Genomic DNA, 13,451 nt, shown 5'->3' with positions numbered 1-13,451 from the left:
TTATTCTCCTCGTTAGTTACTTGTCCATTCCTTTTCATTCTTTCATACATAAGATATGTTGTAACTTGTAGAAGGAGGTGGCATATATGTCAGACTGTTATAGCGGTGGAGGTTACAACAATAACTTCGCTTTATTAGTTGTGTTATTCATCTTGTTAATTATCATTGGAGCTTCCTATTGGGGAGGATATTAATCTGGTAAAAAGAAGGCACTTTTGTGCTTTCTTTTTCATGTAAGATATCATCCTATTTATCTATCCATATAGAAAATAAAGAGGCTGGGACAAAACAAAAGAGCCAACCTGTAAAGACGAACAATCCTTAATTTAGCTCTTAAATAAAGGCTACTTTTTCATGCTAGTTATTTATGATTTTAAATATAGTCAGTGTAAAAACTAATTCGTTATTAAAGATTGTTTTTCAATAAACAATTATGGAAATAGAAAAAAATAATTAATTGGAAAGACGGAGCAGCCTGAATGCACGTAGACTCCCTCCTATGGGAGCTGCGAGAAAGTCCGAGACCCTGCAGGAACTTAAGTGACGAAGCGGCTCGGCGCTCGCCCCATGGAAAGCGAAGTGTATTCAGGCTGCGGATAATAACACCATCTTTACGGAAACTTCCTTTTATAAACCAATATAAACCCGAACTATCATATGGAACTACCGTATAGTTGTTCGGGTTAATCTATGGCTGGAATACTTATTTCCCAACCTCTTTCTTACATACGATTAGAAGAAATTTCTTCTCGGTCTACAATTATTTGGATTATTTACATCAGAACCACAATCGAAGTCTTCAACTACTGTTTCGTTCACTTGTCTTGCTGTTACTGGATAGTAATTCTCATTACGAACCACTGTTCTATTTACATTAATTACTTCTGTTGGATGAATATTACGGATTCTTTTTTCATTAGTTGTTGTTCTAACAACTGTTCTAGTAGGATGAACAACATCTCTTACTGGAGAAACGCAATTTCGACATTTTTTCCCATGATGATGATGATTATTATTACTAGTACCTAACACATTATCATTATTATGGCGACCCATTACTTTCGCTCCTTTCCTCTATGAATTTCACTTACGATATATAGTATGAAAGGAAAAAGAGCTTGTCCGAGCTTTTATACTATTCTTTGTCAAATTATGCTGAAACACTAAGAGTAATGTCTATAGGAAAAAGAGCGGCCATTTTTATAATCTCAAAAATGCGCATAAATCGTTACTAGTAGGTTAAAATTATTTTTTAAAAGGGGGTATTATGAAATCTAAAATTATTGAAGAATCATTCCACAAATCAATCGATGTGAATAAGGAAATTTTTCAGGGGTGGAAACAGCACTCATTTATGACGCTTAATTGGTGGATAGGAATACTTCTTATTATCATCCCACTCCTTCTATGGTTAAAGTTTAGAAAAAAGGAAAGTGCAGACAGATTACAATATGCAGGTCTAATTGTCGCGCTAGTATCTTCAACTTTAGACTATGTCGGTACGTTCTTTGGAAAGTGGAAATATGATTACGAGTTTTTACCTGCAACTTCCAATTATATTCCTTTTAGTTTTTTTGCTTACCAATCGTAGTTATGTTTCTTTTGCAATACAAACCGAGCATAAACCCTTTTCTTAAAGCACTACTCTTCTCGATCCTTTCTATAATAGCTCTTCCCACTGTAAAAGGAATCGGAATTTATGATCCAGTTCATTGGAATTATTTCTATTCTTTTTGCATTCAATATGTGATATACCTAGTCGCACATTACTTAGCTCATAAAACGAAATTTAAAGCATTGCAGGAATAATATTTTAGGCACGAAAGGGAATCAGACAGTCTTTTTTATTGATTCCCTTATTTGTGACGAATATTAAAAAGATCTTTATTTCCATTTTTAAATAGGCTTAATGGTTACACGTAACAGCTCTATGCCCTTCTTTACTGCAACCTCTTCGATTTTATCTCGGACGTAATCTAGGGCCTTTTCTTCTGTCTCTTTCTGTTTAAGTAATTCTATTATTTCGAGAGGATCATCGATTTTTATCTTTTTCTTTTGAAGCTGCTTTATTAAATCAGGAAAAACACCGATACTTTCACAATCAAGGTGATAAGCTTCTCCCTCTTTTAAGAAAAGCACAATTTCTGCTTGCAGCACTTTTGTAGGAACATGCATAACATTTGTTAGTTTTTGAATGATAGCAATTTTCACTTTACTGATTTCCTTATATTTTATTTCTCCAACAAATTTTTTCTTTTGGATAAACAAAAAAGCCGTATTCCGCTTAACTTTTATAGATAAATCATCAAAATAAAAATAATAAAACGCTGGATACTTCAATGAAAAGGCAGGATACCGATTCCCCTTTATCGTAATCACACTTTGAATAATCCTCTCTTTCGCAAATTCACTAAACGCAGCTCGGTCCATTACTTCTCCCCTTCCCAAATAAAACGCTTACATTTATTTTAATCGAAACCTTTCTCACTTTCTATTTTAGCATATCTCTTTATGACTATATGTATCAAGAAGGAAGAAATACTTGTAAATTTTTCGAATTAACTAACAGCTCTTCTCCAAAGAGAAAAGCTGTTTATGCATACAATTTAAATGATTTCGACTTAAAGGAGACAGCTAGGATGGAATCCACTTTAAAAATGCGTGGCTGCTTCTTCCTTAAACAAAACGCCTTAATGTATGTGTCTGTTACTCTATACACAAGAACCGTTCGCTGGGATATAGAGTCATCTTTTTTCACGTATATAATCTCTATGGGTCTTTTTTCTTTCCACGCTTTTTCTAATTGTTTTATCATCCTAAGCTCCCTCCTTTAAAAAATATTATATAAGAACATTCGTTCGAAAACAAGCAATAAACGAACGAATGTTCTTATATTTTTTAGAAAAGGATATATGTATGGAATTCGTCTATTCATAACAAACTCATCCCAGGCTTTAAAGTGTCCAACTATCTCTGCGATTGTCCACTTTCCTTTTGTAATTTCTGATTTCCATTCAATTTCGCTAAAATGTTGCAAGGATGTAATAAACAGTATAGCGTTTAAATGAAGATTTATTAATTCCTTTTTAGTTTTACTCATTTTCTCCTCTCTTAATAAACTTGTTATGTTTCTTTATTTGCCCCTTATGCCTTTCAAACACCCATTTTACTCAAGACAACTATCTAATGCCGTTTTATTGGAATAGGATAAATCAAAAACAAAGGAGTATTGATTATGCAACCCTCCATTACAACTGGACTAGATGGGGCAATTTATCAAGGTTACCCCGCTCTTTACCATGGCCCATGGAATCAACTTTTACATTGTCCGGATCAAGGCTGTCATGTTCATTATGGACATGGAATCTATCCGATTAAACAACTGCCATCTGATCCACATGCTTATTATCATTATCTTGGACCGAATGTACCATTACACATTAGACAGACCGATATACTTTCTCAAATCTCCAAAGCAATTAATGGAGAATATTCTGCTATTGCTTGTTATCAAAAGCTAAAGAATCTAGCTCCTACAAAAAAAGAAAATACAGTGATTAATGAAATTAGAAATGATGAAATCAGGCATTTCAATACCTTTTCCAATTTATATACACAATTAACGGGCAAGAAACATATACCAATTATTTCTGAAAACTGCCCAGATGACTATAGAAAAGGTATCGATTTTGCTTTTAATGATGAACAAGAAACGGTGGATATGTATTTAGATATCGCCTACCAAACCGATAACGTAAAAATAAAAGAAGAGTTTTTAAGAGCAGCCCATGATGAACAAAATCATGCAGTTTGGTTTTTGTATTTTATGAAATAGAAGAAAAGAGACACCATAAAAAACCCCTTTAAAATCTATATTGTTTCTTCTTAAGGTAGTTAGCTGTCTTTTGGTGAAATTATTCCATTAAATAACATTATATATATACATTATCCTAATATATTGTAATACTGAATGAAAACAAGATAACCAAGTTTATTGCATGTAGATGTGGACATAGTCATTTTGCTAAAAAGTAAACCACTCATATTAGTGTAAAAAGACCTAACCTTTTACACTAATATGAGTGGTACAATGATGTATGTAATTATTACTTAGTTAAAAATGGTACAAGTGCATTTCTAATTTTCCTAATAGCTGTCATTTCATCTCTGCTAACTCTTCCATAGAAGATTACTTTATCAGACACCATAACCATATTGTAATCAAAACACTAATCATAGTCGTAATGGAAAGTACCATAAATAAAAATTTATTTGTAATTAGACTACCTCTAGTGATAATAGCTTTAATTAGGAGGTGTTTCCATTGATTAAATTAATTAAAAAACGATGGATGCTCTTTGATCAAGTGGTGAAACCCTATAAACCCTATATAACGGTTGAATATGGTATAGTTCCAGTTTCCCCAAGTGATATAGTTGGACTTTCTATACCAGTTAGCGAAGTTAAAAGTGGAGAAAACATCAAGGAGCTTCGTAATTCTGTTAAATTAAAAGGCTGGCAAAATGAATGCCCTGCCGATTTACATTTGTACAGACTTCTTAATAGAAAATATACTGTAGCTTCTGGAGCTAATCACCTTGTTTTTTTATCGAACCAAATAGACATACCAAAAATTAATGCGACGGTTTCCCTTTTAATTCCAGAAAGCTATATACCCGAGAATATGAAAGCGAAAATTGAAGATTATGAGAATAAAGAGAAGACATACCGAATCGAGGCGGAAAAGCTCAGTAAATCCCTGCAAAACCTTGAAGAAATTCGTAAAAACGCTAAAGAAGAATTTGCTTATAAAAACTTCTGTATACTAATAGATGATATGTATAATAAACGACAATATCTCCTTCTTGGATTAGCCAAATTTTTAAATTTAGTACCGAATGAAGCAGCGAAGTAAACCGCTGTTTTTTTATTTTGAGTAGTTAGTCTTTATAATTAGCGTTTTACAATACGTATACAAAAAGTCTGCAAATAAATTCCAATCGAATATATTCGCAGCCTCTTTTTGCTTTTTAATTAAGCATTAAGCTTTTACAGTTGTAGAAAGTGCTTCTGTCTCTTCCCCAATAGATAGATTGAAATCTGCATTAAAATCAATATTTAAAATGGTAACAGTTAAATCAAAACCTAAAATTGTAAATGGCATAAAGTTCACCCCTTTATTAAATGGTACATCCAAGCAATCATGTTATTTACAAAAACCTAATTGCTTGTCCTTTCAATATAGGGTATGAAAAATCAAAACTATTGATTGTGCAGATATATATTTTTTAAAAATTCAGCAAAAATAACCCTAAAGTGGAGAACATAATATAAGTTATGCATTTAATCAAGTATTGTTCCAATTAATTTATTTTTCATTAGCAAAAACCCCACTCAAATGAGCGGGGCTATCATGATAAATTTCATATAGATGATACGAGCTATTTTCTTAATACATTTCCATATACTGATCGCGTTCCCAAGGATGGACTTGCGTGCGGAACATGTCCCACTCAATCTCTTTTGCTTCAACAAAATGAACAAGGATGTGCTCGCCTAGTGCGTCGATCATTGTTTCGTTTTGTTTTAACTCTTCTAATGCATGTGCTAATGTTGATGGTAAGTCAACAATGCCTTCTGCAATTCTTTCTTCTTTGCTCATGATGTAGATATTTCTATCTACAGGAGCTGGAGGAGTCAATTGGTTTGCAATTCCGTCAAGACCTGCTTTAAGTAAAGCTGCCATTGCTAAGTATGGGTTTGCTGCTGGGTCCACGCTGCGTACTTCTACACGAGTGCTTAGGCCACGTGATGCTGGAATACGCATTAATGGTGAACGGTTTCGAGCAGACCATGCCACATAGCAAGGTGCCTCGTAACCAGGTACTAGGCGTTTATATGAGTTTACAGTCGGGTTGGTAATAGCCGTAAAGCTAGTAGCATGCTTACCGATACCGGCAATAAATTGAAGAGCAGTGTCGCTTAATTCTAACTCACCTTTTGGATCATAGAAAGCATTCTCGCCATTTTTGAATAGAGAAAGGTTGCAGTGCATCCCAGATCCGTTCACACCAAATAATGGTTTTGGCATAAATGTTGCATGTAGACCATGCTTACGAGCAATTGTTTTTACTACTAATTTAAATGTTTGAATTTGGTCACATGCCGTAATCGCATCCGCATATTTGAAATCAATTTCATGCTGACCAGGTGCTACTTCATGGTGAGAAGCTTCAATTTCAAAGCCCATTTCTTCTAGTTCTAAAACGATATCGCGACGACAGTTTTCCCCTAAATCAGTTGGCGCTAAATCAAAGTAACCACCATTATCGTTAAGTTCTAGAGAAGGTGCGCCTTTTTCATCCAATTTGAATAAGAAAAATTCTGGCTCAGGTCCTAGATTAAAATGAGTGAATCCTAGTTCTTCCATCTCTTTTAATATTCTTCTTAAATTATTACGAGGATCTCCTTCAAATGGTGTTCCATCTGGATTGTAGATATCACAAATCAAACGTGCAACTTTTCCTTTTTCTGCAGTCCATGGGAATACAACCCAAGTATTTAAATCAGGATATAGATACATATCTGATTCTTCAATACGAACAAATCCTTCGATAGAAGAACCATCAAACATCATTTTGTTATCCAACGCCTTATCTAACTGACTGATTGGAATCTCCACGTTTTTGATTGTTCCTAAGATATCCGTAAATTGTAAGCGGATAAATTTTACGTTACTTTCACTTGCAAACTTTCTAATGTCATCTTTAGTGTAATTTTTAGCCACGACTATTCCTCCACTCCCTACTTTTCTTCTTATCTATTTTTGAAAATAACGAGACATGTCTCCTTGTCTCATAGAGGGACGATGAGTATTATTAAAGCGACCTGCATTTAATAATTCTTTGCGCAATAATTTGCGTAAATCCTCATCCGATAATTCTCTGCGTGCTTTTTCTGCTTCTTTCTTTACTTCATCTGACAGCACTTGTTTTTCTTGAACAGAGAAAATTTGTTTAATTCCAGCAAGGTTTACTCCTTGATCAATTAGATCTTTAATCTCCAATAATTTATCAATATCCGATAATGAAAAAAGTCTTCTATTGCCATCCGATCTTGCTGGAGCCACTAATTCGTGTTCTTCATAGTAACGAATTTGTCGAGCAGACAGCTCTGTTAATTGCATGACAATACTTATTGGAAAAAGAGGCATCGATCGACGAATTTGACTACCAGACATAGCATTCGGCTCCTTTTAAATTAATGTAATCCACCTTCATTATATGATTGGGGAAAAAAGATGTCAACTAATGTTACACTTTCTTCCCAATTCATGTAACTGATTACTATATTCAAATAGTAATCAGTTTTTGTTCTAGTAATCGATTAATAGCAATGCATATCGCAATTTTCACATGGGAATAAGTTAATCCCCCTTGTACGTAAGCTACATACGGTGGTCGGATTGGACCATCTGCTGTTAATTCGATGCTTGCGCCTTGAATAAATGTTCCAGCAGCCATAATAACATCATCTTCATAACCTGGCATGTAATTTGGATATGCCGTCACATGGGAGTTTATTGGCGATGCATATTGAATGGCTTGGCAAAAAGCAATCATTTTGTCTTTATCATCAAACTGAACAGACTGAATAAGATCTGTTCTTTTAGTATTCCAGCTAGGAGAGGAATTCATTCCTAATCGCTCTAGCATCGCTGCTGTGAAAATAGCTCCTTTTAAGCTTTGTCCAACAACATGGGGAGCAAGGAAAAATCCTTGGTACATTTCTTGAAGACTATAAAGAGAAGCCCCCGCTTCTGCGCCGATTCCAGGGGATGTCATTCTGTAAGAACATGCTTTTACAAATTCCTCTTTCCCAACAATATATCCACCCGTTTTGGCTATTCCTCCACCTGGATTTTTAATTAAGGATCCAGCCATTAAATCTGCACCAACATGGCATGGTTCCAGATCTTCCACGAATTCTCCATAGCAATTATCTACAAAAACAACGACATCTTCTTTAATCTCTTTTACAAAGGCAATCATCTTTTCGATTTCCGCAATTGGAAAAGATGGTCTTGTAGCATACCCTTTCGAACGCTGGATGCCAATCATTTTTGTATTTGCATGAATGGATGCAGCAATTTTTTCATAATCAGGCTGTCCGTCTGGAAGCAAATCCACACTGTTATAGCCAATATTAAACTCACGCAGCGATCCAATACCTTCGCCTCTAATTCCTACGATTTCTTCTAACGTATCATAGGGTTTACCCGTAATATACAGCAGTTCATCCCCTGGTCGAAGGATTCCAAATAATGCGGTGCTAATGGCATGTGTTCCAGAAATTATCTGTGGTCTCACTAAACCAGCTTCTCCACCGAATACTTCTGCATAAATGCTTTCTAACGTGTCACGGCCATTATCATCATACCCATAGCCAGTTGATGGGATAAAATGTGATTCACTTACCCGATGATTTTGAAAGCTTGATAAGACACGAAATTGATTGGTATCAATTCTTTTATCAATTGCTTGATGCACTTCTTTAATTTGTTCTTCCACTTCATGTACTAACGCTTCTAGCTGTGTTCCATATGTTAACTGCTTATACATTTATTTCTCCCATTCCTCTACTTCTATAGGCTTTTTATATTTTAATATAGCATGTTCTTTTAGAGCATACCCTTTACATAAATAGTTTTGCGTTTCTTCATCAAAAATTAAGCTACGTAGAACTGTCTCATTTTTTAGCTGTGACAATAATTTTCCGTTATTACTTTCAACTGTTGTCTCATAATATTCCATGTTTTCAATCATGATTTGTTCAATCGTTTGCTTTAGCTGTTCCCTGTCTTCTTTATCAAAAGCGCTAATTAAAATGCTTTCTGTTTTCGATGTAGGCACAAATTTCGGATGCATTAAATCTTTTTTATTATAGACAGTTAAATGAGGTATCGCGGGTATTTCCAAATCTTCTAGTAATTTATGTACTGTTTCCTCATGCTGATAATATTCCTCATTTGAGCTATCAACGACATGGAGCAATAAGTCTGCTTCTCGTACCTCTTCTAAGGTAGAGCGAAATGCGGCGACTAATGTTGTTGGCAAATCTTGAATAAACCCTACTGTATCCGTAATAAGTGCCGAAAAGCCACTTGGCAAAATCATTTTTCTTGTCATTGGATCTAATGTTGCGAACAAGATATCTTCTTCAAAGGAATCTGCTTCAGAGAGGCGATTGAACAAAGTAGATTTTCCTGCATTCGTATAACCAACTAATGCGATTTGGAAGGCTCGATTTTTCTTCCGTCTTTCTCGATAGCGATCTCTATGTTCGACAATAACGCTTAATTGGCTTTTAATATCATCAATTCTTCGTCTAATATGTCTTCTATCTGATTCAAGCTTTGTTTCACCAGGCCCTCTCGTCCCAATTCCTGCTCCAAGTCTGGATAATTGGAGACCTTGTCCACCTAAACGCGGCAATAAGTATTGCAATTGGGCTAGCTCTACTTGAAGCTTCCCTTCTTTCGATCTTGCCCTTGATGCAAATATATCTAGAATAAGCTGTGTGCGGTCAATGATTTTTGCATCTAAATTCTTTGATACATTACGAACCTGACTTGGTGATAATTCATCATTAAAAATGATTAAGTCTGCTTCTAATTCTTCTGCAAGAGTTTCTAATTCTTCTACTTTCCCTTTGCCAATATAGGTAGAAGGATGAATTCTTTCTCTCATTTGCGTTAATGTGGCAACTACTTGTCCATTTGCTGTTTTCGTTAAATTTGCAAGTTCTTCCATTGAATATTCAAATCTGGCAGCGTCATTTTGTGTTTCGCAACCAACCAGGATTACTTTTTCTTTATCAACTTTGGTATCTTTCAACTATGTAAACCTTCTTTCCATGCCGAACTTCATCTATTATAGCAAACAAATACCATTTCATCTATTTGCTCCTTATAAGGTTACCCAAATTGTAGCGTAGTAAAAATAGATTTGAAAAAAGTTCATTAAAAAAGCTATCCCAAAAGAAATTCTCTCTTTTAGAATAGCATTCATATCCTTTATTTTTCTTTGGAGTCTAATACTATATCATTACTTCTTAATGTCATTAGTTCATATTTATCATAATTACTTTGCATAAGTAAGCGCATGGCTTGGGCTCTTATTGATTTTTCGATAATATTGCGGATATATCGACCATTAGAAAAGCTTTTGGGATTCTGAACATTGCGAATAAAGGATAGATGTTCTTTTAGCTTTTTTTCCGCTTCATGACTTAACGCATATTCTCTTTCTTTTAGCATTCGTTCAGCAATCTCCATTAACTGATCGGTGGAATAGTCAGGAAAGTCAATGACAAGCGGGAACCTGGAGTGAAGACCAGGATTTAATGATAGAAAAAAATCCATTTCTCTTGAATAGCCTGCCAATATTAAAATAAAGTCATGCTGCTTATCTTCCATATGCTTGACTAATGTATCGATTGCCTCTTTTCCAAAATCCTTCTCTCCGCCTCGCCCGAGCGAATAGGCCTCATCAATAAACAAAATTCCTCCCATTGCTTTTTTAACAAGATCCCTTGTTTTCTGGGCTGTATGTCCGATGTATTCGCCAACTAAATCAGCACGCTCTGCCTCAATTAAATGGCCTTTTGATAAGACATTCATTTTTTGAAAAAGCTTGCCAATTAGCCTTGCGACCGTTGTTTTTCCTGTACCTGGATTCCCTTTAAACATCATATGCAAAGCTTGTTTACCCGTTTTCAGACCATTTTCTTCCCGTTTTTTATTCACATAAATCCATGCGTATATCTCTTTTATCATTTTTTTCATTTCGTCCATGCCAACAAGGCTTCCTAATTCCGCTTCGATTTCCCTAAGTGCTTCGTGTTCACTTGGAACAGTTCTTTGGATTGACTCAGCTTCTGGCTTTTCCTTTGGAAGAACCTTCTTTTTCTGTGAGTTGATTACTACGCTAATCTGTCCATTATTCTTCATCCGGATTGGATGCTCCAAAAGCCACACCTCCTCTAAAAACAAAACGCTATAAATCTTACTCGTCAAATGATTCATCTATAAGGTTCATCAATATTTAAATCCATTCATACTGTTTGCTACTATTCCCCATTGTTAATGTATATTCAGAACATCTTCTATTCATTAAACTATTTTCAGATTATTTTTTCGTTTCAACTTTTAGAACGAGTCTGTAGCCAAAAATATCGCTATGTTTAACCATTTATCTTCAATAAGCCACTATAAATTAAAGAAGATTTTTATGGTAAAATATAAAGGAACATTTTGAATAGTATGTAATTTTATCGAAGGCTAGAAGAAAAATTTTTTCAAGGGAGCTAAAAAAATGGCTACAATATTTTTGACCTCGAATGGTTTTTATACAAAAACAATCAAAGAGGAATTTATGACTGTGCTTAATATGCTTGCTAATCCGAAAGCTGTTATTATCACCACTGCCTCCTCGCTAAAGGAAAAGAATAGATTTGCCCTTAAAACGAAAAATGATTTTTTAGAGTTGGGCATAAACCAAGTAGATTTTATCGATGTAGAAGTAGAAAAGGGAGAGAAACTAAAGGAGTATAATATCATTTATATTAATGGTGGAAATCCCTTTCGCTTGCTGTATTTCATGAAAAAAAGTCGCGCTGACGCCGTCTTAAAGGAGTTATCCGAGAATAGTATCATTATAGGAGCAAGTGCTGGGGCAGTAATTTTAGGGCCTTCTATTGATGTGGCAAATCATTTTTCTCCTGAGTTGAATGAAGTAGACTTAAATGACTTCACAGCTTTATCATTAACAGACATCGCTATCTTTCCTCATTCTGATCGAGAAGATGTATTTAAAGATAACTATGGAAAAAGCATAGAGGATCGCTTGTTGGTGTTTGAAAAGGATTCAAATATCTCCATAACTAGATTAAAAGATGACGAATACATCCTTTTAAATGGATAATCAAGTACACCTTCAGTGGGGATTGTCCTTCCTCTCTGGTGCCCCTCCTCTACCTATATCCATTTAAAAACAGACTAAACCTCTATTCGATTTAGTCTGTTTCATCCAATATTTATCCAACTATTTTTCGCGGTATACTTAAAGCTTACTACGTTTCCTTGCATATTCCTATGTAGCAGTAGGGTTTACATGTAACCGTAAATGTCCAATTCATTTCATTTATTGAACTTGTGTACCCTCTAAATCAATTTGTACATTTTTTTGTGGGGAAAATGTGGAAATAGCATGCTTATAAACTAGCTGCTGTTTGCCTTCTGATTCAAATAATACGGTGAAATTATCGAAACCTTTTATAAATCCACGTATTTGGAATCCGTTTAATAAGAATACCGTTACGTTTGTGCCATCTTTACGTAATTGATTTAAAAATTGATCTTGAATGTTAACTGATTGCTTCATGAAAATCCTCCTCTTTTCTCTCTACTATTATGTATTCGATTTTATTTTTAGCATTCCTTCTAAATAACACGAAATTTCCTGTAAATTTTTTGTTATGTCATGTATTTTGACACTATCTGTCATATCAAACCACTGTACATTCATTTTATTGCGGAACCAAGTTAATTGCCTCTTTGCATATCTCCTTGAATTCTGCTTTAACTCTTCAATTGATTCATCCAAGCTTTGCAGACCATCGAAATACTTATAGATTTCTTTATATCCAATTGCCTGAATGGATTGGCAGTCTCTAATGCCCTTTTCATAGAAATGCTGAACTTCCTCTAATAAGCCGATTGCAAGCATTTGCTCCACTCGTTTATTAATTCGCTCATACAGAACACTTCTTTCCATCGTTAAACCAATTATTGCAGCATCATAAAGTGATTCCTGCTTCTGTTCTTTTTGTATGTCAGACATTTTTCTGCCGGTGACATGAAAGACCTCTAATGCTCTAATCACACGCCTGACATTATGATGGTGAATCGCATCAGCAGCTTCTGGATCTACTTCTTTCAGCATGTCGTGAATGGTCAAGCTTCCTTCCGTTTGCGCCATTTCCTCTAATTTCATCCGGAATACTGTGTCTGTTGTCGTTTCTTGAAAATGATAATCGTATAAAACGGCTTGAATATACAAACCAGTTCCGCCAACGATAAACGGCAATTTTCCTCTTGAAGTTATTTCCGTTATTTTTTTGCGAACAAGCTCCTGAAATTGTGCCACGGAAAAACTTTCATCAGGCTCTACGATATCAATTAAATGATGGGGAACTCCTTGCATTTCTTCTTTCGATATTTTTGCTGTCGCAATATCCATTCCTTTATAAATCTGCATAGAATCTCCGCTAATGATTTCCCCGTCGAATTTTTTCGCCAGTTCAATGCTTAGATTTGTCTTCCCTACAGCGGTAGGTCCAATTAGCACTACAACTTTTTCCTTTAATGTCAAATGATTCAACTGCCTTTT

The 13,451-nt window shown here is 35.0% G+C and carries 17 protein-coding genes; 5 read left to right on the top strand and 12 right to left on the bottom strand.

Translation table 11 applies throughout. The annotated features are described in order from the left end of the window. The first annotated feature begins 86 nt into the window (after positions 1–86). Entirely contained in the window at positions 87–194 is a 108-nt protein-coding gene (locus tag AB3U99_RS11560) for a YjcZ family sporulation protein (RefSeq protein WP_081836718.1), read from the top strand. A gap of 538 nt (positions 195–732) precedes the next feature. On the opposite strand, the gene AB3U99_RS11555 is transcribed toward AB3U99_RS11560, so the two are convergent. Next, positions 733–1,056 carry a CotD family spore coat protein gene (locus tag AB3U99_RS11555; RefSeq protein WP_400247725.1) on the bottom strand — a complete coding sequence of 108 codons (324 nt, stop codon included), beginning with the start codon at positions 1,054–1,056 and terminating at the stop codon, positions 733–735. Between the two features lie 211 nt (positions 1,057–1,267). Here AB3U99_RS11555 and AB3U99_RS11550 point away from each other — a divergent pair, with 211 nt between their 5' ends. Next, positions 1,268–1,591, top strand: coding sequence for a hypothetical protein (locus tag AB3U99_RS11550; protein WP_400247724.1), 324 nt, complete (start codon positions 1,268–1,270; stop codon positions 1,589–1,591). A 305-nt stretch (positions 1,592–1,896) separates the two neighbouring features. On the opposite strand, the gene AB3U99_RS11545 is transcribed toward AB3U99_RS11550, so the two are convergent. From AB3U99_RS11545 to AB3U99_RS11535, 3 genes are all read right to left on the bottom strand, one after another. Further along, positions 1,897–2,430, bottom strand: a complete 534-nt coding sequence (locus AB3U99_RS11545) for a hypothetical protein (protein ID WP_400247723.1) — start codon at positions 2,428–2,430, stop codon at positions 1,897–1,899. Positions 2,431–2,593: 163 nt separating this feature from the next. Continuing rightward, positions 2,594–2,815: a WYL domain-containing protein gene (locus AB3U99_RS11540; protein ID WP_400247722.1), complete on the bottom strand. Its 222-nt coding sequence runs from the start codon at positions 2,813–2,815 to the stop codon at positions 2,594–2,596. A gap of 15 nt (positions 2,816–2,830) precedes the next feature. Next, positions 2,831–3,100, bottom strand: coding sequence for a hypothetical protein (locus AB3U99_RS11535; protein WP_400247720.1), 270 nt, complete (start codon positions 3,098–3,100; stop codon positions 2,831–2,833). 339 nt (positions 3,101–3,439) lie between these two features. Here AB3U99_RS11535 and AB3U99_RS11530 point away from each other — a divergent pair, with 339 nt between their 5' ends. Both AB3U99_RS11530 and AB3U99_RS11525 read left to right on the top strand, forming a co-directional pair. Further along, a complete protein-coding gene (locus AB3U99_RS11530; protein ID WP_400248040.1) occupies positions 3,440–3,835 on the top strand; it encodes a ferritin-like domain-containing protein in 396 nt (131 codons plus the stop codon). Between the two features lie 489 nt (positions 3,836–4,324). Further along, positions 4,325–4,915, top strand: coding sequence for a hypothetical protein (locus AB3U99_RS11525; RefSeq protein WP_400247718.1), 591 nt, complete (start codon positions 4,325–4,327; stop codon positions 4,913–4,915). 126 nt (positions 4,916–5,041) lie between these two features. Here the strand turns inward: AB3U99_RS11525 and AB3U99_RS11520 are convergent, their stop codons facing one another. From AB3U99_RS11520 to spoVK, 6 genes are all read right to left on the bottom strand, one after another. Then, positions 5,042–5,164: a hypothetical protein gene (locus AB3U99_RS11520; protein ID WP_400247717.1), complete on the bottom strand. Its 123-nt coding sequence runs from the start codon at positions 5,162–5,164 to the stop codon at positions 5,042–5,044. Positions 5,165–5,449: 285 nt separating this feature from the next. Then, complete coding sequence (glnA, locus tag AB3U99_RS11515) at positions 5,450–6,787, bottom strand: type I glutamate--ammonia ligase (RefSeq protein WP_400247715.1); 1,338 nt, start codon at positions 6,785–6,787, stop codon at positions 5,450–5,452. 33 nt (positions 6,788–6,820) lie between these two features. Next, positions 6,821–7,240 carry a MerR family transcriptional regulator gene (locus AB3U99_RS11510; RefSeq protein ID WP_400247714.1) on the bottom strand — a complete coding sequence of 140 codons (420 nt, stop codon included), beginning with the start codon at positions 7,238–7,240 and terminating at the stop codon, positions 6,821–6,823. Between the two features lie 112 nt (positions 7,241–7,352). Beyond that, positions 7,353–8,621, bottom strand: coding sequence for an aminotransferase class I/II-fold pyridoxal phosphate-dependent enzyme (locus AB3U99_RS11505; protein WP_400247713.1), 1,269 nt, complete (start codon positions 8,619–8,621; stop codon positions 7,353–7,355). Next, complete coding sequence (hflX, locus tag AB3U99_RS11500; protein ID WP_400247711.1) at positions 8,622–9,896, bottom strand: GTPase HflX; 1,275 nt, start codon at positions 9,894–9,896, stop codon at positions 8,622–8,624. Positions 9,897–10,075: 179 nt separating this feature from the next. Continuing rightward, the gene (spoVK, locus tag AB3U99_RS11495) at positions 10,076–11,029 is read right to left on the bottom strand and encodes a stage V sporulation protein K (RefSeq protein ID WP_400247710.1); all 954 of its coding nucleotides are present in this window, start codon (positions 11,027–11,029) and stop codon (positions 10,076–10,078) included. 346 nt (positions 11,030–11,375) lie between these two features. Here spoVK and AB3U99_RS11490 point away from each other — a divergent pair, with 346 nt between their 5' ends. After that, positions 11,376–11,984, top strand: coding sequence for a Type 1 glutamine amidotransferase-like domain-containing protein (locus AB3U99_RS11490; RefSeq protein ID WP_400247708.1), 609 nt, complete (start codon positions 11,376–11,378; stop codon positions 11,982–11,984). A 219-nt stretch (positions 11,985–12,203) separates the two neighbouring features. Here the strand turns inward: AB3U99_RS11490 and hfq are convergent, their stop codons facing one another. Both hfq and miaA read right to left on the bottom strand, forming a co-directional pair. Beyond that, the gene (hfq, locus tag AB3U99_RS11485; protein ID WP_341193020.1) at positions 12,204–12,443 is read right to left on the bottom strand and encodes an RNA chaperone Hfq; all 240 of its coding nucleotides are present in this window, start codon (positions 12,441–12,443) and stop codon (positions 12,204–12,206) included. A gap of 27 nt (positions 12,444–12,470) precedes the next feature. Continuing rightward, complete coding sequence (gene miaA, locus AB3U99_RS11480) at positions 12,471–13,433, bottom strand: tRNA (adenosine(37)-N6)-dimethylallyltransferase MiaA (protein WP_400247706.1); 963 nt, start codon at positions 13,431–13,433, stop codon at positions 12,471–12,473. Between the last annotated feature and the right edge of the window lie 18 nt (positions 13,434–13,451).

Origin of the sequence: Niallia tiangongensis (genome assembly GCF_044704065.1) — a bacterium.
Lineage (GTDB): Bacteria > Bacillota > Bacilli > Bacillales > Cytobacillaceae > Niallia > Niallia tiangongensis.
The sequence above is the reverse complement of the archived record's forward strand: the minus strand, read 5'-3'. Positions and strand labels throughout refer to the sequence as shown.

Coding starts and splice junctions, on each gene's coding strand:
- AB3U99_RS11505 (WP_400247713.1), bottom strand. CDS start 8,621: ATGTATAAGCAGTTAACATATGGAACACAGCTAGAAGCGTTAGTACAT.
- hfq (WP_341193020.1), bottom strand. CDS start 12,443: ATGAAGCAATCAGTTAACATTCAAGATCAATTTTTAAATCAATTACGT.
- AB3U99_RS11545 (WP_400247723.1), bottom strand. CDS start 2,430: ATGGACCGAGCTGCGTTTAGTGAATTTGCGAAAGAGAGGATTATTCAA.
- AB3U99_RS11490 (WP_400247708.1), top strand. CDS start 11,376: ATGGCTACAATATTTTTGACCTCGAATGGTTTTTATACAAAAACAATC.
- AB3U99_RS11555 (WP_400247725.1), bottom strand. CDS start 1,056: ATGGGTCGCCATAATAATGATAATGTGTTAGGTACTAGTAATAATAAT.
- AB3U99_RS11520 (WP_400247717.1), bottom strand. CDS start 5,164: ATGCCATTTACAATTTTAGGTTTTGATTTAACTGTTACCATTTTAAAT.
- AB3U99_RS11540 (WP_400247722.1), bottom strand. CDS start 2,815: ATGATAAAACAATTAGAAAAAGCGTGGAAAGAAAAAAGACCCATAGAG.
- AB3U99_RS11535 (WP_400247720.1), bottom strand. CDS start 3,100: ATGAGTAAAACTAAAAAGGAATTAATAAATCTTCATTTAAACGCTATA.
- AB3U99_RS11550 (WP_400247724.1), top strand. CDS start 1,268: ATGAAATCTAAAATTATTGAAGAATCATTCCACAAATCAATCGATGTG.
- AB3U99_RS11510 (WP_400247714.1), bottom strand. CDS start 7,240: ATGTCTGGTAGTCAAATTCGTCGATCGATGCCTCTTTTTCCAATAAGT.
- AB3U99_RS11560 (WP_081836718.1), top strand. CDS start 87: ATGTCAGACTGTTATAGCGGTGGAGGTTACAACAATAACTTCGCTTTA.